Origin of the sequence: Streptomyces sp. RLB3-17, assembly GCF_007113425.2 — a bacterium.
GTDB classification, from domain to species: Bacteria; Actinomycetota; Actinomycetes; order Streptomycetales; family Streptomycetaceae; genus Streptomyces; species Streptomyces mirabilis_D.
Map to the genome: position 1 here is coordinate 3,100,538 of NZ_CP041610.2, position 20,145 is coordinate 3,120,682.

General features: G+C 66.2%; 15 protein-coding genes and 2 rRNA genes. 7 read left to right on the forward strand and 10 right to left on the reverse strand.

The features are described from left to right. Window positions 1-19: 19 nt before the first annotated feature. From FNV62_RS14470 to FNV62_RS14480, 3 genes are all read right to left on the reverse strand, one after another. A 23S ribosomal RNA gene (locus tag FNV62_RS14470) occupies window positions 20-3,141 on the reverse strand. A 314-nt stretch (window positions 3,142-3,455) separates the two neighbouring features. Continuing rightward, a 16S ribosomal RNA gene (locus FNV62_RS14475) occupies window positions 3,456-4,981 on the reverse strand. The 16S and 23S rRNA genes sit together here, the layout of an rRNA operon. Window positions 4,982-5,641: 660 nt before the next feature. Continuing rightward, window positions 5,642-6,283, reverse strand: coding sequence for a DNA-3-methyladenine glycosylase (locus FNV62_RS14480; RefSeq protein ID WP_097284099.1), 642 nt, complete (start codon window positions 6,281-6,283; stop codon window positions 5,642-5,644). A gap of 236 nt (window positions 6,284-6,519) precedes the next feature. Here FNV62_RS14480 and FNV62_RS14485 point away from each other — a divergent pair, with 236 nt between their 5' ends. The 3 genes from FNV62_RS14485 (at window position 6,520) to FNV62_RS14495 (ending at window position 8,543) form a co-directional block, all read left to right on the forward strand. Next, complete coding sequence (locus tag FNV62_RS14485; protein ID WP_054230566.1) at window positions 6,520-7,305, forward strand: sporulation protein; 786 nt, start codon at window positions 6,520-6,522, stop codon at window positions 7,303-7,305. A gap of 39 nt (window positions 7,306-7,344) precedes the next feature. After that, window positions 7,345-7,878, forward strand: coding sequence for a YbhB/YbcL family Raf kinase inhibitor-like protein (locus tag FNV62_RS14490; RefSeq protein WP_075026101.1), 534 nt, complete (start codon window positions 7,345-7,347; stop codon window positions 7,876-7,878). A gap of 158 nt (window positions 7,879-8,036) precedes the next feature. After that, window positions 8,037-8,543 (forward strand): HNH endonuclease, encoded by a 507-nt coding sequence (locus tag FNV62_RS14495; RefSeq protein WP_054230568.1) that lies wholly within the window; start codon window positions 8,037-8,039, stop codon window positions 8,541-8,543. A gap of 80 nt (window positions 8,544-8,623) precedes the next feature. Here the strand turns inward: FNV62_RS14495 and FNV62_RS14500 are convergent, their stop codons facing one another. The 3 genes from FNV62_RS14500 to FNV62_RS14510 all read right to left on the reverse strand — a co-directional run bounded on the left by FNV62_RS14500 (window position 8,624) and on the right by FNV62_RS14510 (window position 10,990). Next, window positions 8,624-9,559, reverse strand: coding sequence for an SPFH domain-containing protein (locus FNV62_RS14500; RefSeq protein WP_054230569.1), 936 nt, complete (start codon window positions 9,557-9,559; stop codon window positions 8,624-8,626). Between the two features lie 131 nt (window positions 9,560-9,690). Continuing rightward, complete coding sequence (locus FNV62_RS14505) at window positions 9,691-10,125, reverse strand: NfeD family protein (protein WP_054230570.1); 435 nt, start codon at window positions 10,123-10,125, stop codon at window positions 9,691-9,693. 73 nt (window positions 10,126-10,198) lie between these two features. After that, window positions 10,199-10,990, reverse strand: a complete 792-nt coding sequence (locus tag FNV62_RS14510; protein WP_054230572.1) for an ABC transporter ATP-binding protein — start codon at window positions 10,988-10,990, stop codon at window positions 10,199-10,201. 121 nt (window positions 10,991-11,111) lie between these two features. Here FNV62_RS14510 and FNV62_RS14515 point away from each other — a divergent pair, with 121 nt between their 5' ends. Then, window positions 11,112-11,900, forward strand: coding sequence for a hypothetical protein (locus FNV62_RS14515; protein ID WP_054230571.1), 789 nt, complete (start codon window positions 11,112-11,114; stop codon window positions 11,898-11,900). Window positions 11,901-12,165: 265 nt separating this feature from the next. Here FNV62_RS14515 and FNV62_RS14520 read toward each other — a convergent pair whose 3' ends face one another. The 3 genes from FNV62_RS14520 to FNV62_RS14530 all read right to left on the reverse strand — a co-directional run bounded on the left by FNV62_RS14520 (window position 12,166) and on the right by FNV62_RS14530 (window position 14,374). Continuing rightward, complete coding sequence (locus FNV62_RS14520) at window positions 12,166-12,411, reverse strand: chaplin (protein WP_054232214.1); 246 nt, start codon at window positions 12,409-12,411, stop codon at window positions 12,166-12,168. 159 nt (window positions 12,412-12,570) lie between these two features. Further along, on the reverse strand, window positions 12,571-13,212 hold the full coding sequence (locus tag FNV62_RS14525) for a response regulator (protein WP_054232215.1): 642 nt from the start codon (window positions 13,210-13,212) through the stop codon (window positions 12,571-12,573). Further along, window positions 13,205-14,374, reverse strand: a complete 1,170-nt coding sequence (locus FNV62_RS14530) for a GAF domain-containing sensor histidine kinase (protein ID WP_060902229.1) — start codon at window positions 14,372-14,374, stop codon at window positions 13,205-13,207. Before FNV62_RS14530 ends, FNV62_RS14525 begins: the two co-directional genes overlap by 8 nt. Before the next feature lie 188 nt (window positions 14,375-14,562). On the opposite strand from FNV62_RS14530, the gene FNV62_RS14535 reads away from it, so the two are divergent. The 3 genes from FNV62_RS14535 (at window position 14,563) to FNV62_RS14545 (ending at window position 17,428) form a co-directional block, all read left to right on the forward strand. Beyond that, window positions 14,563-15,258 (forward strand): SDR family NAD(P)-dependent oxidoreductase, encoded by a 696-nt coding sequence (locus FNV62_RS14535; protein WP_144315271.1) that lies wholly within the window; start codon window positions 14,563-14,565, stop codon window positions 15,256-15,258. Further along, window positions 15,255-16,355, forward strand: a complete 1,101-nt coding sequence (locus tag FNV62_RS14540) for an S-adenosylmethionine:tRNA ribosyltransferase-isomerase (protein WP_144315272.1) — start codon at window positions 15,255-15,257, stop codon at window positions 16,353-16,355. Before FNV62_RS14535 ends, FNV62_RS14540 begins: the two co-directional genes overlap by 4 nt. Before the next feature lie 299 nt (window positions 16,356-16,654). Continuing rightward, window positions 16,655-17,428, forward strand: coding sequence for a transglycosylase SLT domain-containing protein (locus FNV62_RS14545; protein WP_143601242.1), 774 nt, complete (start codon window positions 16,655-16,657; stop codon window positions 17,426-17,428). Window positions 17,429-17,512: 84 nt separating this feature from the next. Here FNV62_RS14545 and FNV62_RS14550 read toward each other — a convergent pair whose 3' ends face one another. Beyond that, complete coding sequence (locus FNV62_RS14550) at window positions 17,513-20,017, reverse strand: FHA domain-containing protein (RefSeq protein WP_060902225.1); 2,505 nt, start codon at window positions 20,015-20,017, stop codon at window positions 17,513-17,515. Between the last annotated feature and the right edge of the window lie 128 nt (window positions 20,018-20,145).

The window sequence follows — 20,145 nt, forward strand, 5'->3', positions numbered from 1 at the left end:
ACAGTGGACGCGAGCAACTGAGGACAAGCCCTCGGCCTATTAGTACCGGTCACCTCCAGCGGTTACCCGCCTTCCAGATCCGGCCTATCAACCCAGTCGTCTACTGGGAGCCTTAACCCCTCAAAGGGGGTGGGAATACTCATCTCGAAGCAGGCTTCCCGCTTAGATGCTTTCAGCGGTTATCCCTCCCGAACGTAGCCAACCAGCCATGCCCTTGGCAGGACAACTGGCACACCAGAGGTTCGTCCGTCCCGGTCCTCTCGTACTAGGGACAGCCCTTCTCAATATTCCTACGCGCGCAGCGGATAGGGACCGAACTGTCTCACGACGTTCTAAACCCAGCTCGCGTACCGCTTTAATGGGCGAACAGCCCAACCCTTGGGACCGACTCCAGCCCCAGGATGCGACGAGCCGACATCGAGGTGCCAAACCATCCCGTCGATATGGACTCTTGGGGAAGATCAGCCTGTTATCCCCGGGGTACCTTTTATCCGTTGAGCGACGGCGCTTCCACAAGCCACCGCCGGATCACTAGTCCCGACTTTCGTCCCTGCTCGACCCGTCGGTCTCACAGTCAAGCTCCCTTGTGCACTTACACTCAACACCTGATTACCAACCAGGCTGAGGGAACCTTTGGGCGCCTCCGTTACTCTTTAGGAGGCAACCGCCCCAGTTAAACTACCCATCAGACACTGTCCCTGATCCGGATCACGGACCCAGGTTAGACATCCAGCACGACCAGAGTGGTATTTCAACGACGACTCCACAACAGCTGGCGCTGCCGCTTCAAAGTCTCCCACCTATCCTACACAAGCCGAACCGAACACCAATATCAAACTGTAGTAAAGGTCCCGGGGTCTTTCCGTCCTGCTGCGCGAAACGAGCATCTTTACTCGTAGTGCAATTTCACCGGGCCTATGGTTGAGACAGTCGAGAAGTCGTTACGCCATTCGTGCAGGTCGGAACTTACCCGACAAGGAATTTCGCTACCTTAGGATGGTTATAGTTACCACCGCCGTTTACTGGCGCTTAAGTTCTCAGCTTCGCCACCCCGAAGAGTGACTAACCGGTCCCCTTAACGTTCCAGCACCGGGCAGGCGTCAGTCCGTATACATCGCCTTACGGCTTCGCACGGACCTGTGTTTTTAGTAAACAGTCGCTTCTCGCTGGTCTCTGCGGCCACCCCCAGCTCAGAGTGCAAGACTCATCACCGGTGATGGCCCCCCTTCTCCCGAAGTTACGGGGGCATTTTGCCGAGTTCCTTAACCATAGTTCACCCGAACGCCTCGGTATTCTCTACCTGACCACCTGAGTCGGTTTAGGGTACGGGCCGCCATGAAACTCGCTAGAGGCTTTTCTCGACAGCATAGGATCATCCACTTCACCACAATCGGCTCGGCATCAGGTCTCAGACTATGTGCCAGGCGGATTTACCTACCTGACGTCCTACACCCTTACCCCGGGACAACCACCGCCCGGGATGGACTACCTTCCTGCGTCACCCCATCACTCACCTACTGCAGGTCTGGTCCGTCGGCTCCACCACTCCCCTTTGCCCGAAGGCTCCGGGGCGGCTTCACGGACTTAGCATCGCCTGGTTCAATGTTTGACGCTTCACAGCGGGTACCGGAATATCAACCGGTTATCCATCGACTACGCCTGTCGGCCTCGCCTTAGGTCCCGACTTACCCTGGGCAGATCAGCTTGACCCAGGAACCCTTAGTCAATCGGCGCACACGTTTCTCACGTGTGTATCGCTACTCATGCCTGCATTCTCACTCGTGAACCGTCCACCACTGCCTTCCGGCGCGGCTTCACCCGGCACACGACGCTCCCCTACCCATCACAGCCGCCGTTGGGCGTATTGCTGCAATGACACGACTTCGGCGGTACGCTTGAGCCCCGCTACATTGTCGGCGCGGAATCACTAGACCAGTGAGCTATTACGCACTCTTTCAAGGGTGGCTGCTTCTAAGCCAACCTCCTGGTTGTCTCTGCGACTCCACATCCTTTCCCACTTAGCGTACGCTTAGGGGCCTTAGTCGATGCTCTGGGCTGTTTCCCTCTCGACCATGGAGCTTATCCCCCACAGTCTCACTGCCGCGCTCTCACTTACCGGCATTCGGAGTTTGGCTAAGGTCAGTAACCCGGTAGGGCCCATCGCCTATCCAGTGCTCTACCTCCGGCAAGAAACACACGACGCTGCACCTAAATGCATTTCGGGGAGAACCAGCTATCACGGAGTTTGATTGGCCTTTCACCCCTAACCACAGGTCATCCCCCAGGTTTTCAACCCTGGTGGGTTCGGTCCTCCACGACCTCTTACAGCCGCTTCAACCTGCCCATGGCTAGATCACTCCGCTTCGGGTCTTGAGCGCGCTACTAAATCGCCCTATTCGGACTCGCTTTCGCTACGGCTTCCCCACACGGGTTAACCTCGCAACACACCGCAAACTCGCAGGCTCATTCTTCAAAAGGCACGCAGTCACGAGGCAAGCACAAGTGCTTGCCCGACGCTCCCACGGCTTGTAGGCACACGGTTTCAGGTACTATTTCACTCCGCTCCCGCGGTACTTTTCACCATTCCCTCACGGTACTATCCGCTATCGGTCACCAGGGAATATTTAGGCTTAGCGGGTGGTCCCGCCAGATTCACACGGGATTTCTCGGGCCCCGTGCTACTTGGGTGTTTCTCAAACGAGCCGTTGACGTTTCGACTACGGGGGTCTTACCCTCTACGCCGGACCTTTCGCATGTCCTTCGCCTACATCAACGGTTTCTGACTCGTCTCACGGCCGGCAGACCGTGAAAGAGAAATCCCACAACCCCACATACGCAACCCCTGCCGGGTCTCACACGCATATGGTTTGGCCTCATCCAGTTTCGCTCGCCACTACTCCCGGAATCACGGTTGTTTTCTCTTCCTGCGGGTACTGAGATGTTTCACTTCCCCGCGTTCCCTCCACATACCCTATGTGTTCAGGTATGGGTGACAGCCCATGACGACTGCCGGGTTTCCCCATTCGGAAACCCCCGGATCAAAGCCTGGTTGACGACTCCCCGGGGACTATCGTGGCCTCCCACGTCCTTCATCGGTTCCTGGTGCCAAGGCATCCACCGTGCGCCCTTAAAAACTTGGCCACAGATGCTCGCGTCCACTGTGCAGTTCTCAAACAACGACCAACCACCCATCACCCCGAACCTTCCGGTTCGAGTGCACTGGGGCCGGCACTGAAGGCAGCCAATCGGCCATACCCTCAGACACCCAACAGCGTGCCCGGCACCCTCGCCGCTTCCCTCATTCGTTCCACGCCCCGAAGAGCAGTACTGGAAGGAGAAGACAGTCAAGTGCGCCGAATAATCAACGTTCCACCCATGAGCAACCACCGTCGAACGTGTGCCGACGTAATGGCCCTGGACCACCGGGCAAGCCCGGCAGCCTAGATGCTCCTTAGAAAGGAGGTGATCCAGCCGCACCTTCCGGTACGGCTACCTTGTTACGACTTCGTCCCAATCGCCAGTCCCACCTTCGACAGCTCCCTCCCACAAGGGGTTGGGCCACCGGCTTCGGGTGTTACCGACTTTCGTGACGTGACGGGCGGTGTGTACAAGGCCCGGGAACGTATTCACCGCAGCAATGCTGATCTGCGATTACTAGCAACTCCGACTTCATGGGGTCGAGTTGCAGACCCCAATCCGAACTGAGACAGGCTTTTTGAGATTCGCTCCGCCTCACGGCTTCGCAGCTCATTGTACCTGCCATTGTAGCACGTGTGCAGCCCAAGACATAAGGGGCATGATGACTTGACGTCGTCCCCACCTTCCTCCGAGTTGACCCCGGCAGTCTCCTGTGAGTCCCCATCACCCCGAAGGGCATGCTGGCAACACAGAACAAGGGTTGCGCTCGTTGCGGGACTTAACCCAACATCTCACGACACGAGCTGACGACAGCCATGCACCACCTGTACACCGACCACAAGGGGGGCACTATCTCTAATGCTTTCCGGTGTATGTCAAGCCTTGGTAAGGTTCTTCGCGTTGCGTCGAATTAAGCCACATGCTCCGCTGCTTGTGCGGGCCCCCGTCAATTCCTTTGAGTTTTAGCCTTGCGGCCGTACTCCCCAGGCGGGGAACTTAATGCGTTAGCTGCGGCACCGACGACGTGGAATGTCGCCAACACCTAGTTCCCACCGTTTACGGCGTGGACTACCAGGGTATCTAATCCTGTTCGCTCCCCACGCTTTCGCTCCTCAGCGTCAGTAATGGCCCAGAGATCCGCCTTCGCCACCGGTGTTCCTCCTGATATCTGCGCATTTCACCGCTACACCAGGAATTCCGATCTCCCCTACCACACTCTAGCTAGCCCGTATCGAATGCAGACCCGGGGTTAAGCCCCGGGCTTTCACACCCGACGTGACAAGCCGCCTACGAGCTCTTTACGCCCAATAATTCCGGACAACGCTTGCGCCCTACGTATTACCGCGGCTGCTGGCACGTAGTTAGCCGGCGCTTCTTCTGCAGGTACCGTCACTTTCGCTTCTTCCCTGCTGAAAGAGGTTTACAACCCGAAGGCCGTCATCCCTCACGCGGCGTCGCTGCATCAGGCTTTCGCCCATTGTGCAATATTCCCCACTGCTGCCTCCCGTAGGAGTCTGGGCCGTGTCTCAGTCCCAGTGTGGCCGGTCGCCCTCTCAGGCCGGCTACCCGTCGTCGCCTTGGTGAGCCACTACCTCACCAACAAGCTGATAGGCCGCGGGCTCATCCTTCACCGCCGGAGCTTTTAACCCACCCGGATGCCCGGGCAGGTGTTATCCGGTATTAGACCCCGTTTCCAGGGCTTGTCCCAGAGTGAAGGGCAGATTGCCCACGTGTTACTCACCCGTTCGCCACTAATCCACCCCGAAGGGCTTCATCGTTCGACTTGCATGTGTTAAGCACGCCGCCAGCGTTCGTCCTGAGCCAGGATCAAACTCTCCGTGAATGTTTTCCCGTAATCGGGACGACACCACGAGAGCGGAACCGAAGGGAGGAATAATCCCCTCGGTTCACAGCGTCCTCGCTGTGCGCCTACCGAGACCATGCCCGGCAGGACTTTTTCAAAGGAACCTCGCCCCGACCGATCGGCCGGAGACGGGGTATCAACATATCTGGCGTTGATTTTTGGCACGCTGTTGAGTTCTCAAGGAACGGACGCTTCCTTTGTACTCACCCTCTCGGGCTTTCCTCCGGGCGCTTCCCTTCGGTCCTGCTGTCTTGCTTTGTTCTTGCGTTTCCGACTCTATCAGACCGTTTCCCGATCCGATTTCCTCGGTGCTTTCCAGGTTTCCGCTTTCGCGTTTCCCTTTCCGGCGGTTCCGACTGTATCAGACTCTTTCGTGTCCGATTCCCTGCCGGAGAGGGATTCTGTCTTGCGGCTTTGAATGCTTTCGCTTCGCGGCCTTTCGACATTCACTACGCTAGCCGATTCCCTCGGCAACTCATAATCGAGTTCCGCGGGCTGCAATTCGGGCATGCAGGCACGCCGAATTGACCCCCGCTGAGGGGAAGTCGTAGGTAGTGGGTTGGCCACTTCCGGCTGCAGGCTGAACGCCGTACCCGGGTCAAGCGGCTCGGGCTACATTACGGACCCCCCAGGGACGCGTCAAGTTGAGCGACGGCGTGGCGTATGGGCCCGATAAGGGCTGACGGTGGGGTCGTTCGCGACCCAGAAGCGCCAGGGGTGGACGCCCCCGTCGCCGGCCACTCCCGTACGCGGACCATTGCGTACCTGGTCGGAGCGGACGGGGGTGCCCGTCAGAAGGGTCAGCGGGGAGCCCTCGGGGCCGCAGGCGTCGGCGCCGTCGAGGGCCCGGTCCACGCCGAGGGCCGTGGCCAGGCGTGCGGGCCCTTTGGCCAGTTCCTTGTCATTTCGGGCCGAGAGTCGACGTTTGCGAGCGAGTTCGGCGCCCTCGATGATCTCCCCGGCGCGGAGGAGGACCCCGCTCGGGTTGCCCTCGGGGCCACACACCAGGTTCATGCAGAACCACATGCCGTAGGTGAAGTAGACGTATACATGCCCAGGCGGACCGAACATCACGTCATTGCGGGCCGTGCGGCCGCGATAGGCGTGGGAGCCGGGGTCGTTCGGGCCGTCGTACGCCTCCACCTCCGTGAGACGGAGCTCGATCGGACCGTCCGGTGTCGTGCGCACGAGGACGCGCCCCAGCAGGTCGGGGGCGACCTCCAGTACGGGGCGGTCGAAGAAGTCCCGGGTGATGGGCGTACGGTCAGGGGCCGCGATCATGGCGTACGAGCGTAGTCCAGTGGCCCGGACGGATGCGGCCGGGTGGGGGACTGTGCCGTACGGGTCCGCACGAGTGCGTGTCCGTGCGGACCTGTGCGTGTCTACGGGTGGTCAGGGAGCGTCCTCCTTGTAAGGGTGAGGGCGCGGAACCGGCCGCGGTCGGATCGCGTTTGTAGGGATCAAGGATCCAGACGGATGTACGACGGAGCACAGGCGTTGCCTGGGGAGGAAGAAACATGGGGTTCAAGCGGCTGCTTGCGAGCCTGGGAGCCGGTGGGGCTTCGGTCGAGACGGTGCTGACCGAGGTCAACGTCGTTCCGGGTGGTGTCGTGCAGGGTGAGGTGCGGATCCAGGGCGGGTCCGTGAACCAGGCCATCGAGGGGCTGTCGGTCGGGCTCCAGGCCAAGGTCGAGGTCGAGGGGCACGACGACCAGGAGTACAAGCAGGACATCGAGTTCACCAAGCTGCGGCTCGGTGGGGCCTTCGAGCTGCAGGCCGGTGCCGTGCACGCCGTTCCCTTCGGGCTCGAGATCCCGTGGGAGACGCCGATCACCACGATCGACGGGCAGGCGCTGCGGGGTATGCACATCGGTGTGACCACCGAGCTGGAGATCGCGCGTGCCGTGGACTCCGGTGACCTGGACCCGATCAACGTGCACCCGCTGCCGGCGCAGCAGGCGATCCTGAACGCCTTCATCCAGCTGGGCTTCCGCTTCAAGAACGCGGACATGGAGCGCGGTCACATCCGGGGCACCCGGCAGAAGCTGCCGTTCTACCAGGAGATCGAGTTCTTCCCGCCGTCGCAGTACCGCGGGCTGAACCAGGTCGAGCTGAGCTTCGTCGCGGACGACCACGAGATGGACGTCATCCTGGAGATGGACAAGAAGCCGGGCCTCTTCAGTGAGGGCAGCGACTCCTACCGCTCCTTCCGGGTGGGGCTGCACGACTACCAGGGCACGGACTGGGCCGCGTACCTGAACCAGTGGCTTTCCGAGGTCGGCAGCAAGCGCAGCTGGTTCTAGGCTCGGGTCGAGAGATTCCACCGTTCAGGAGGTTCTGACGTGACCGAGCTCAAGAGGCCGCCGCTTCCCCATGACTTCCATCCGCCCGTTCCGGCCTTCACGGTCACCAGTGAGGACGTCGAGCCGGGCGGGGTACTGAAGGACGCTCAGGTCTATGCGGCCGGGAACACCTCGCCGCAGCTGAGCTGGGAGGGCTTCCCGCCGGAGACCAAGAGCTTCGCCGTGACCTGCTTCGATCCGGACGCCCCGACGGGGAGCGGGTTCTGGCACTGGGTGGTGTTCGACATTCCCGCTTCGGTGACGGAGCTGCCGACGGGTGCGGGCAGCGGCAAGTTCGAGGGGCTGCCGGAGGGTGCCGTTCAGGTGCGCAACGACTACGGGTCCAAGGACTTCGGTGGCGCCGCGCCGCCGGCCGGGGATCCTGCGCACCGGTATGTGTTCACGGTGTACGCCGTGGATCAGGAGAAGCTCGGTCCCGACGCGGAGGTGTCGCCGGCCGTCGTGGGATTCAATCTGCGGTTCCACACGCTGGCGCGCGCCCAGCTGATGGGAGAGTACGCGTCGCCCGCGTAAAGCGGTGAAGACTCACGTTCACTGAACGTTTGCCCGCCTCTGGTCTTGGAAGTGATCAGGGGCGGGCATTTTTATTGCGTTGTCCATCTCGGCGTGCCCGGCCAGAGTTGATCCAAGCCCGCCAGGGGGTGGGCCGGTGCGCACGGGAGGTGGGCTGGATGCGGGACACGCTGGTTCTGAACGCGAGCTTTGAGCCGCTGTCGACGGTGACGTTGAACCGAGCCGTCGTTCTGGTGCTGCAGGACAAGGCTGTCGTCGAGCAGGCCCACCCCGAACTGCGTATGCGCGGCGCCGCGCTGGACATACCCGTGCCCCGAGTCATAAGGCTGTGCAGGTATGTAAGGGTGCCTTTCCGAAGACAAGCGCCGTGGTCGAGGCGCGGTGTGCTGATACGCGACCGGCACAGGTGCGCGTACTGCGGAAGGCGGGCGACGACGGTCGACCACGTGGTGCCGCGCGCGCAGGGCGGTCGGGACTCCTGGCTGAACACGGTCGCGTCCTGCGCGGAGGACAATCACCGCAAGGCGGACCGGACTCCGGAGCAGGCGGGTATGCCGCTGCTGCGGCAGCCGTTCGAGCCGACGCCCGCGGACGCGATGCTGCTGGCGCTGGGCCGTGACGACCTCGACGCCCTCCCGGAATGGCTGGCCCAACCCGCGGCCTAGGCCCGGCAGTTCCTACGACGATGGGGCCCACCTCCGCCGAAAGGCAGGAGGTGGGCCCCATCGTCGTAGGGACCAGGACGTCAGTCGGTGACGGACGGCTTCTCGCGGCGCTCGGTGCCCGCGTTGCCCGAACCGCCGCCCATGGGGCCGAAGTTGCCCATGGCACCGCTCAGGCCCTTGAGGGCGTCGCCGATCTCGCTGGGCACGATCCAGAGCTTGTTGGCGTCGCCCTCGGCGATCTTGGGGAGCATCTGGAGGTACTGGTAGGCGAGGAGCTTCTGGTCGGCGTCGCCGGCGTGGATGGACTCGAAGACCGTACGGATGGCCTGGGCCTCGCCCTCGGCGCGCAGGGCGGCGGCTTTGGCCTCACCTTCGGCGCGCAGGATCGCGGACTGCTTCTCACCTTCGGCGGTGAGAATCTGCGACTGGCGGATGCCTTCGGCGGTGAGGATCGCGGCGCGCTTGTCACGGTCGGCGCGCATCTGCTTCTCCATCGAGTCCTGGATGGAGGTGGGCGGTTCGATCGCCTTGAGCTCGACGCGGTTGACGCGGATGCCCCACTTGCCGGTGGCCTCGTCGAGGACGCCGCGCAGGGCCGCGTTGATCTCCTCGCGGGAGGTGAGGGTCCGCTCCAGGTCCATGCCACCGATGATGTTGCGCAGGGTGGTGACGGTGAGCTGCTCGATCGCCTGGATGTAGCTGGCGACTTCGTAGGTGGCGGCGCGTGCGTCGGTGACCTGGTAGTAGATGACCGTGTCGATGTTGACCACCAGGTTGTCCTGGGTGATCACCGGCTGGGGCGGGAACGGCACGACCTGTTCACGCAGGTCGATGCGGTTGCGGATCGAGTCGATGAACGGGACCACGATGTTCAGGCCCGCGTTCAGGGTCCGTGTGTAGCGGCCGAAGCGCTCCACGATGGCCGCGCTGGCCTGTGGGATGACCTGGATGGTCTTGATCAGGGCGATGAATACCAACACCACCAGGATGATCAGGACGATGATGATTGGTGCCATCGATGCTCCCCGTACCCTTCTCCGCCTCGGTATGTCCGAAAGATCTTATGGTTGTTGAAGATCTTGCTCGACGAGTCTGACAGACCGTCGTCTGCCGCGTGGGGCGTTCGGTTCACTTGCGTCGCACGAGGTCACATCACAATCGCCGTGGCTCCTTCGATGTCCACGACGTCCACCTCCTGGCCCACTTCGTAGGCCTGTTGGGCGTCGAGGGCGCGCGCCGACCAGATCTCTCCGCCGAGTTTGATCCGGCCGTCGCCCGAACCGTCCACCCGTTCCAGGACGATGGCCTGTTTCCCCTTCAACGCCTCCACTCCGGTGGCGAGTTGGGGCCGCTGGGCGCGGTGCCGGGCCGCGACGGGTCGTACGACGGCGATGAGGGCGAACGAGACGACGGCGAAGACGAGTACCTGAAGGACGACATCGCCGCCGAGGCCCGCAGTCACCGCCGCCGCCGCGGCGCCGAGGGCGAGCATGCCGAACTCCGGCATCGCGGTCACCACGAGCGGGATGCCCAGCGCGGCCGCGCCGACGAGCCACCACACCCATGCGTTGATGTCGTTCACATGGTCATGGTAGGTCCGCGGGCCGGGCGCGGACAGGGCGCAGATCGGTGGAGAAGGGGCTCGTACCGGGTGTTCAGGACATCGGCAGGCCCTGTGCGGTCCAACGCTCGCCGTTCTGCTCGACGATGAGCGGGAGTCCGAAGCAGAGGGAGAGGTTGCGCGAGGTGAGTTCGAGTTCGAGCGGGCCCGCGGCGAGCACCTTGCCCTGACGGATCATCAGGACGTGGGTGAAGCCGGGAGCGATCTCCTCGACGTGGTGCGTGACCATGATCATGGAGGGGGCGATCGGGTCGCGGGCGAGGCGGCCGAGGCGGCGGACGAGGTCCTCGCGGCCGCCGAGGTCGAGGCCCGCGGCGGGCTCGTCGAGCAGCAGCAGCTCGGGGTCGGTCATCAGGGCGCGGGCGATCAGGGTGCGCTTGCGCTCGCCCTCGGAGAGCGTGCCGAATCGACGGTCCAGGTAGTCGCTCATGCCGAGGCGGTCGAGGAAGGCGCGGGCGCGCTGCTCGTCGATGTCCTCGTAGTCCTCGTGCCAGCCCGCGGTCATGCCGTACGCGGCCGTCAGCACGGTCTGCAGGACGGTCTGGCGCTTGGGGAGCTTCTCGGCCATGGCGATACCGGCCACACCGATGCGCGGGCGCAGTTCGAAGACGTCGACCTTGCCGAGGGTCTCGCCGAGGATGGTGGCAGTGCCCTGGCTGGGGAAGAGGTAGCTGGAGGCGAGATTCAGGAGGGTCGTTTTTCCGGCGCCGTTCGGGCCGAGGATGACCCAGCGCTCCCCCTCCTTGACCGACCAGGAGACCTGGTCCACCAGAGCCCGGCCCTCTCGGACCACGGACACGTCCTCCAGCTCCAGTACATCGCTCATGAGCGCGTTGTCTCCCATTGCAGTCTCGGCCGTCGCTTACGTCTGTGGACGCAGCCCCCAGGGAAAACCTACGCCACCGGTTGGCCGCTCCCATCCATCGGTCGGTCCTTAGGGTGGAGGCATGCTCTCGGAACCACGCTCAGGACGCCTGGCCGCATGGGGAAATGCCCTTTTGGCCGGACTTGTTTCGCCGGATGACGCGGCGCTCGCCATCGTCGGTGAGGACGCGGTGCACCGGGTCGAGGGGCTGCCGGGTGAGTCCGGGCCCGTCGGGCTCACGCTCGCCCTCGGCCGGCTTCGCGCGCTCGGGGTGAAAGGACTGCGGGTCGCGCTGCCCGCGCCGGGCCATCCGCTCGGGTTGAGCGGGCCGCCGGACTTCAATGCGCGCGCCCTCGACGCGGAGGAGGCGGTGGTCTGTCACGGGGCGGCGCTCGGGCTCGTTCCCGAGGTGTACGAGGCCGGGCCCGAGGGTGATGTCCATGTCGAGGTGGTGTGGCACTGCCTCGCCGTGCGGGAGGCGCCGCCGGCGGATGTGCCCTCGCTCGGTGAGGCCGAGCGGGAGCTCGCGGAGGCGCTGCGTGAGGCGACGGAGGTGTTGTCGCGGCTCGACGTGGCGGGGTCGGGGCCGGTCGCCGAGGCGGCGGTCGACGCGTACCGGGCGCGGGCCGAGCGGGGGCGGGAGGTGTTGGCGCCCGGGTATCCGCCGCGTGCGGTGCGGGTGCTGGAGCTGGCCCAGCGGGTGGGGTTGCTGATCTCCGTCGCGTACGAGAACGGGCATGGCGGGGCGGTGAGTGCGTCGGAGATCTCGGCGCGGGCGTTGGCCTTGCGGCCGGTTGAGCGGACGGCTCGGCGGGCGCAGGTGGCGGCGTACAACGCGTTCGTGGAGGAGCGGGAGCGGGGGGTTCGCTGAGGCCTGTGTGCGCCCCCGCCGCCCCTACCCTCCCCCAAGCTCTCGACTTCGCTCGAGCAGGGGGGACCCCCATCATCCCGTCCCTGGGGGCTCCGCCCCCAGACCCCCCGGGTGGGGTCTTCGGCTGCGGGTGGGTGGGGGCTTGGCGCGCAGTTCCCCGCGCCCCTCGGGGCGGGGCTGCGCCCCCCTGCCCCCCGGGGGGACACGGCAGTCGGCCTCCCAGGAGAGTCCTGGGAGGCCGGTGGGGGTGGTGGGGGTGTGGGTCTCAGTGGTTGAGGCCCAGGTTGCCGAAGGCCGGGTTCAGGACGCCGATGACGTTCACGCTGTTGCCGACCGCGTTCACGGGGATGTGGATCGGGGCCTGGATGACGTTGCCCGAGACGACGCCCGGGGAGCCCGCGGCGTTGCCGCCCGCCCACGAGCCGTCCGTCGCGGACGCCATACCGGCACCGGCGGCGACCAGCCCGCCGGCCACCATCGCGACAGCCGTGGCCTTCTTCAGGTTCTTCACTTCTGAGCCCTCCCTAGCGATCACCGCGGCAGTCGCCGCGGCACGCACTGGAGAACGGCCGAGACCCCCGGAGGATGCGCCATCCGGGTGACATACACACGACGGTATGAATCTCAGCCCGGAGCGGAACCCTCCGAGTTGCCGCCGCGGCGCGGGCGATCAGCCCGCCGCCCCATGGCGTACGGCCCAGAGCGCGGCCTGTGTGCGGTCGGCGAGGTCGAGCTTCATCAGGATGTTCGAGACATGCGTCTTGACGGTCTTCTCGGAGAGGACGAGCGCGCGTGCGATTTCCCGGTTGGAGCGGCCGTCCGCGATCAGGCCGAGCACCTCGCGCTCCCGTTCGGTGAGCGAGCCGCCTCTCCCCTGGCCCGAGTTGGCCTCCTCCTGGGACAGCAGGACGCCCGCCACCTCGGGCTGGAGCAGGATGTGCCCGGCGTGCACCGAGCGGATGGCTCCGGCGAGGGCGTCGGGGTCCACGTCCTTGTAGACATAGCCGGCGGCGCCCGCGCGCAGGGCCGGGACGACCGTGCGCTGTTCGGTGAAGCTGGTGACGATCAGCACGCGCGCGGGGTTGGCCAGTTCACGGAGCTTGCGCAGCGCGTCGATGCCGTCCATGCCCGGCATCTTGACGTCCATGAGGACGACGTCGGGCTTCAGTTCCTCGGCGCGGGCGACCCCTTCGGCGCCGTCGGACGCCTCGCCCACGACCTCGATGTCGTCCTGCACTTCGAGAAACGTGCGCAGGCCCCGGCGGACCACTTGGTGGTCGTCGACGAGCAGCACCTTGATTGCGTCAGCCACCAGGGACCTCCATCTCGATCGTGGTGCCCTTTCCGGGCGCCGATTCCACGCTGAGGGTGCCGCCGACCCCGCTCGACCGGTCGCGCATGGAGACGAGGCCCAGGTGGCGTCCCGCGGCGCGGACCGCCGTGGGCTCGAAGCCGCTGCCGTCGTCACTGACGCGCAGGACGGTGCCGGTGCCGCGCTTCTCCAGGGTGACATCGACGCGGCCGGCTCCAGAATGCCGCAGCGCGTTGTGCAGGGCCTCCTGAGCGACGCGCAGCATGGCCTCCTCCTGGGCGGCGGGCAGCGCCCGCACCCCGTGGCCGGCGAAGGTCACGCGCGCGGAGTGGGCGCGGTCGAGGACCTGTATCTGGGTGCGCAGGGTGGCGACCAGGCCGTCCTCGTCGAGGGCGGCGGGGCGCAGCTCGATGACGGCGGCGCGCAGCTCTTCGGTGGCCTCCGCGGCGAGCATGGCCACCTGGTGCAGTTCGCCCTTGGCGCGTGCCGGGTCACGGTCCACGAGGGCGGCGGCGGCCTGTGCGGTCAGGCGCAGGGAGAAGAGTTTCTGGCTGACGGCGTCGTGGAGCTCGTGGGCGAGCCGGGAGCGCTCCTCGGCGATGGTGAGCTCGCGGCTGCGCTCGTAGAGGCGGGCGTTGGTCAGGGCGATCGCCGCGTGCTGGGCGAGGATGGTGAGGAGTTCCTGGTCGTCCTCGGTGAAGCCGCAGCCGCCGTCCGGCGCGGAGCAGTCCTTCTGGTTCTCCTTCGTCCTGTTCTTGTTCGCCAGGAACAGGGCGCCGATGACCTCGTCGCCGTCGCGGATCGGCAGGCCCAGGAAGTCGGACATGTCGGGGTGGGCGGCGGGCCAGCCCTCGAAGCGGGGGTCCTTGCGTACGTCGGCGAGGCGCTCGGGGCGGGCCTCGTGCAGCATCGCGGCGAGGATGCCGTGCTGGCGCGGAAGCGGGCCGATGGCCTTCCACTGGGCGTCGCTGACGCCGTCGACCACGAACTGGGCGAAGCCTCCGTGGTCGTCGGGCACACCGAGCGCCGCGTACTGCGCGTCGAGCAGCTCGCGGGCCGAGGCGACGATCGTCTTGAGGACGTCGCGCACCTCGAGGTGCCTGCTCATGGCAAGCAGCGCGGAGCTCACCGCGTACAGACCGGACCGGGGGCCTTGGCTCATGTCCCCAACGTACCGGCGGGGTGTGACAGGGCGTATCCGACCTGTGGTGGCGGCTGTCTAGGCCGGTGGGCCTAGGGCGAAGGGCCCCAGGTCATTGGGGCCCGCGCACGAGGCGGCGGGGGCGGCCGGGTTCCTACGTTGAGGGCACCCGCCCGGAGCGGCGGTGCTGGGACGAGGGGACGGACGTCATGCCGGTAGCGATCATCACGGGTGCTTCGAAGGGGCTGGGGCGGGCGCTGGCCACGGCTCTGGCGGAGCGCGGCTGGGATCTGGTCCTCGACGCGAGGACCGCGGGAGTGCTGAAGGAGACGGCGGAGGCGCTGTCCGCGTACGGAAACCGGGTGGAGGCGCTGCCCGGGGATGTCGGGGACGCCGGGCACCGCGCCGGGCTGGTGGCTGCGGCGCGTGGGCTCGGCGGCGTGGACCTGCTGGTGAACAACGCGAGCGCGCTGGGCGCCGAGCCGCTGGTGCGTCTGGAGGACCTGCCCCTGGACGGGCTGCGCCATGCCCTGGAGGTCAACGTGGTCGCGGCGCTGGGCCTGGTCCAGGAAGCGCTGCCGCTGCTGCGGGCCGCGCCGGCCGGGGCGGTCGTCGCCGTCAGCTCGGACGCGGCCGCGGAGGCGTACGAGACGTGGGGCGGGTACGGGGCGTCGAAGGCCGCCCTGGACCATCTGGCGGCCGTGCTCGGCGTGGAGGAGCCCGGGCTGCGGGTGTGGGCCGTGGACCCGGGGGACATGGGCACGGACCTGTACGCGGCGGCCGTACCGGACGACGGCGATGCGCGGCCGACGCCGGACAGCGTGGTTCCGGCCATTCTGCGGCTGCTGGACGAACGCCCTGCCAGTGGCCGCTACGGCGCTACGGCGCTGCTGGAAGTGCGATGACGACGACCGTGCGGGTTCCGGAGGAGCGGTCGGCGCGGGTGCCGGCCGAGCAGCGCGGGCCCGGGCGGGACCGGGACTCCGTGCGGCTGCTCGTGTCGTGCGGTACGGAGGTGTCGCATCACGCGTTCGTGGAGCTGCCGCGGCGGCTGCGGGCGGGGGATCTGCTGATCGTCAACACCTCCCCCACGCTGGCGGCCGCCGTGGACGGGTGGATCGGGCACGCGCGCGTGGTGGTGCATTTCTCCACGCGGGGCGATGACGGACGGTGGGCCGTCGAGCTGCGGGATCCCGACGGAAGGGGCACCACACGTGCGCGCGCGGGGGGACCCGCGGGTACGGAGGTACGCCTTGCCGGGGACGTACGCCTCGTACTGGAGGAGCCGCTGACGCCGTACGGCTCGACGCTGACGCCGTACGGCTCGCGGCTGTGGTGGGGGCGGGTGTCGGAGCCGGACGTGCTCGGGCTGCTGCGGCGCCACGGGCGCCCCATTCGCTACTCCTATACACAGAGGGACCAGCCGCTGTCCGTCTACCAGACGGTGTTCGCGCTGCCGTCGGCCGACGGCAGCGCGGAGATGCCGAGCGCGGCGCGGCCGTTCACCGCGCGCCTGGTGGCGGAGCTGGTGAGCCGGGGCGTGCAGTTCGCGCCGATCACGCTGCACACCGGTGTCGCGTCGGCCGAGGCCCATGAGCCGCCGTATCCGGAGCGGTACGAGGTGCCGGAGGCGTCGGCCCGGCTGATCAACGCCGCGAGAGCGGGAGAGGGGCGGATCCTCGCGGTCGGTACGACGGCCGTACGCGCCGTGGAGTCGGCCGTCGACGCCGGCGGGGTGGTCCGGGCCCGGAAGGGCTGGACGGACCTCGTGGTGACCCCTGAGCGGGGTGTGCGGGTGGTGGACGGGCTGCTGACCGGGCTGCACGAGCCGGAGGCCTCGCATCTGCTGATGCTGGAGGCGATCGCGGGACGGGCGGCGATCGAGCGCAGCTACGGCGAGGCGTTGAGCGGGCTCTACCTCTGGCACGAGTTCGGGGACGTGCACCTCATCCTCCCGGAGGAAGGCCCTCACACTGAGGGTTGCTCCAGCAACTGTCGGTGAGAATTCCATGAGGCCGATGTGAGCCCGCACATAGGGCGCACATCACGTACGAAGGCGCATAGGAGATAAAGCCGGGCATAGTGAGCGGGGCAGACGTGACAGTCTGCCCCGATTTGCCCCTAGTGGGCCTACTACCTTCCGTCGTACGTCACACCTTTGCCACGGTATTTTGCGGCCGCTAAGAATGGCACCCGTCGCTCAGCACCGAGGGTTCAAGCCCACGGCGCCAGATCCGGAAACACTCTGTCCCCCACCGGACCGGGAGCGACCTCCGCGCTATTCGAAGAGGTCCATCAGCCATGACCAAGAACACCCGCACTCCTGGCCATAGTCCGAAGCTGACGAAGCTCCACAAGCTCTCGATCGCCGGTGTCGCCACCCTCGGTGCCGCGACCCTCGCGTTCTCGCTGGCGCCGAACCACACGCAGGCCACCACGAACGACGCCGCCATCTCCGCGGCCCCGGTCGCCTTCAGCCAGCAGCCGATCAAGAACGTGCAGGCCCGCGTCACCGACCAGCAGGCCGGTGCGAGCCTGAAGACCCAGGCCATCGAGGCGAAGAAGAAGGCCGCCGACGCGGCCGCCGCCACGAAGGCCGCCGAGAACGTGCGCAAGGTGCAGGCCGCGAGCCGCTCCGTGCAGCGCCCCGCGATCGAGACGATCGCCATGAAGACGGTCGCCATGAAGACGGCCACGACGAAGACGTACGCCACGAAGACGGCCACCACGAAGGCGGCCACCACGAAGACGTACGCCAACAACCTCGACGGCTGGATACGTCAGTCGCTCGACATCATGAAGCGCAGGGGCATCCCGGGCTCGTACAACGGGCTGCACCGCAACATCATGCGCGAGTCCTCGGGCAACCCGATGGCCATCAACGGCTGGGACATCAACGCCATCAACGGGATCCCCTCGAAGGGCCTGCTGCAGGTAATCCAGCCGACCTTCAACGCGTACCACGTGCCCGGCACCTCGTGGAACATCTACGACCCGGTCGCCAACATCACGGCCGCCGCCAACTACGCGGCCGACAAGTACGGCTCGATGGACAACGTCAACAGCGCGTACTGAGGCCTGCGCGGACCTCTGACACGTACGCCGAAGGGCGGCACCCCGGTGTTGGGGTGCCGCCCTTCGGCATACGTGCGCGCGGGACTACTTGCGCATGACCTCGGGCTCGTGGCGGCGCAGGAAGCGGGCCACGAAGAAGCCACAGACGGCCGCGAGGACGAGCAGCGCGACGATGTCCATGCCGTAGGCGGTCGCCGTGTGGTTCCACAGCGGGTCCGTGCTGGACGGATCGTCCGTGTTCGGATTGATGTTGTTGAAGTCCAGCGTGGCGCCGGCGGCGGCGACCGCCCAGCGCGAGGGCATCAGGTACGAGAACTCGTTGACGCCGATCTTGCCGTTCAGGATGAACAGGCAGCCGGTGAACACGACCTGGATGATCGCGAACATCACCAGCAGCGGCATGGTCTTCTCGGCCGTCTTCACCAGCGAGGAGATGACCAGGCCGAACATCATCGAGGTGAAGCCCAGCGCCATGATCGGGATGGAGAGTTCCAGCAGCACCGAATGGCCGAAGACCACGCCCTCGGTGGGCTTGGTGCGGCTGGTGAAACCGATCGCGCCGACCATGGCGCCCTGCAGCACGGTGACCACACCGAGCACGACCACCTTGGACATCAGGTACGCCGAGCGGGACAGGCCGGTGGCGCGCTCCCGCTCGTAGATCACCCGTTCCTTGATCAGCTCACGGACGGAGTTCGCCGCGCCCGCGAAACAGGCGCCGACCGCGAGGATCAGCAGCACCGTGGTGGCCGTGCCGTTCGGCACGTGCACGCCCGTCTTCGGGTTCACCTGCGCGTTCACCAGCAGGGTCTTGTTCGGGTCGATGAGCAGGCTCACCGCGCCGAGCACGGCCGGCAGGATCACCGTCAGCGCCAGGAAACCCTTGTCGGACACGATCACCGACACATAGCGCCGTACCAGCGTGCTGAGCTGGGAGAACCAGCCCTGCGGCTTCGGCGGCTTCATCGCCTGCGGCGGCGTCACATTGGCCGACTGCGGAGCGACGGCGTCGATGTCCGCGGCATACATCTGGTAGTGCTGCGAACCCTTCCAGCGGCCCGCCCAGTCGTAGTCGCGGTAGTTCTCGAAGGCCGAGAAGACGTCGGCCCAGGTCTCGTAGCCGAAGAAGTTGAGGGCCTCCTCCGGCGGACCGAAGTACGCGACCGAACCGCCCGGTGCCATCACCAGCAGCTTGTCGCAGATCGCCAGCTCGGCCACCGAGTGCGTGACGACGAGGACCGTACGTCCGTCGTCGGCGAGGCCGCGCAGCAGTTGCATGACATCGCGGTCCATGCCCGGGTCGAGACCGGAGGTCGGCTCGTCCAGGAAGATCAGCGACGGCTTGGTCAGCAGCTCCAGGGCCACCGAGACGCGCTTGCGCTGGCCGCCGGAGAGGGAGGTGACCTTCTTCTCCTTGTGGATGTCCAGCTTCAGCTCGCGCAGCACCTCGTCTATGCGGGCCTCACGCTCGGCCGTCGTGGTGTCGGCGGGGAAGCGCAGCTTCGCCGCGTACTTGAGGGCCTTCTTGACGGTGAGTTCCTTGTGCAGGATGTCGTCCTGCGGGACCAGACCGATGCGCTGACGCAGCTCGGCGAACTGCTTGTACAGGTTCCGGTTGTCGTAGAGGACGTCACCCTGGTTGGCGGGGCGGTAGCCCGTGAGCGCCTTCAGGAGCGTCGACTTGCCGGAGCCCGAGGGGCCGATGACCGCGATGAGCGACTTCTCGGGAACGCCGAAGGAGACGTCCTTGAGGATCTGCTTGCCGCCGTCGACCGTCACCGTCAGATGGCGGGCCGAGAAGGAGACCTCACCGGTGTCGACGAACTCCTCGAGCCGGTCCCCGACCAGGCGGAACGTCGAGTGGCCGACGCCGACGATGTCGTTCGGGCCGAGCAGCGCCGAGCCGCCCTTGGCGATCGGCTGACCGTTGACGTAGGTGCCGTTGTGCGAGCCGAGGTCGCGGATCTCGAAACGGCCGCCGGGCGTCGCGTGGAACTCGGCGTGGTGGCGCGAGACCTGGAGGTCGGAGACGACCAGCTCGTTCTCCAGCGCACGACCGATGCGCATCACCCGGCCGAGGTCGAGCTGGTGGAAGGTGGTCGGGCTGCGGTCGCCGTAGACCGGCGGCGCCCCCGCGCCACCACCGGGTCCCTGCTGCTGCGGCACTCGCGCCGCGGGCTGCTGCGGCTGCTGGTGACTCTGCTCCGGCGTCTGCTGCGGCGGTGCCTGCTGCGCCCAGCCGGGGCTCGCGCCCTGCGCGGCGTAGGGCTGCTGCTGAGGCTGCGCGACGGCGGCAGCGGCGCCGGAGAGGTTCAGACGCGGGCCGTCGGTCGCGTTGCCGAGGTGCACGGCCGAACCGGGGCCGATCTCCATCCGATGGATCCGCTGCCCCTGCACAAAGGTGCCGTTGGTGCTGCCGTGGTCCTCGATGACCCAACTCCGGCCGTCCCAGCTCATCGTGGCGTGACGCCAGGAGACCCTGGCGTCGTCGAGCACGACGTCCCCCTGCGGATCACGTCCGAGGGTGTATGGCCTGGACGCATCGAGCGTCCAGGTCCGTCCATTCAATTCCAGTACGAGTTCCGGCACTCCATGCCCCACTGAGTTGTCCCCCGAAGTTCCCCCATCACAGGGAGTCTAGGGATGTCGAACATCGGGGGGAACTATTTCAGGAGCAGCCCCCTGACCGAAAGTCGGGCCATGTGAAGAGCGCGTAC

Bases quoted from the DNA above. Each gene is read 5' to 3' on its own strand.
- FNV62_RS14510 (WP_054230572.1), bottom strand. From the start codon at position 10,990: ATGAGCGATGTACTGGAGCTGGAGGACGTGTCCGTGGTCCGAGAGGGC.
- FNV62_RS14495 (WP_054230568.1), top strand. From the start codon at position 8,037: ATGCGGGACACGCTGGTTCTGAACGCGAGCTTTGAGCCGCTGTCGACG.
- FNV62_RS14500 (WP_054230569.1), bottom strand. From the start codon at position 9,559: ATGGCACCAATCATCATCGTCCTGATCATCCTGGTGGTGTTGGTATTC.
- FNV62_RS14485 (WP_054230566.1), top strand. From the start codon at position 6,520: ATGGGGTTCAAGCGGCTGCTTGCGAGCCTGGGAGCCGGTGGGGCTTCG.
- FNV62_RS14540 (WP_144315272.1), top strand. From the start codon at position 15,255: ATGACGACGACCGTGCGGGTTCCGGAGGAGCGGTCGGCGCGGGTGCCG.
- FNV62_RS14530 (WP_060902229.1), bottom strand. From the start codon at position 14,374: ATGAGCCAAGGCCCCCGGTCCGGTCTGTACGCGGTGAGCTCCGCGCTG.
- FNV62_RS14515 (WP_054230571.1), top strand. From the start codon at position 11,112: ATGCTCTCGGAACCACGCTCAGGACGCCTGGCCGCATGGGGAAATGCC.
- FNV62_RS14545 (WP_143601242.1), top strand. From the start codon at position 16,655: ATGACCAAGAACACCCGCACTCCTGGCCATAGTCCGAAGCTGACGAAG.
- FNV62_RS14535 (WP_144315271.1), top strand. From the start codon at position 14,563: ATGCCGGTAGCGATCATCACGGGTGCTTCGAAGGGGCTGGGGCGGGCG.
- FNV62_RS14480 (WP_097284099.1), bottom strand. From the start codon at position 6,283: ATGATCGCGGCCCCTGACCGTACGCCCATCACCCGGGACTTCTTCGAC.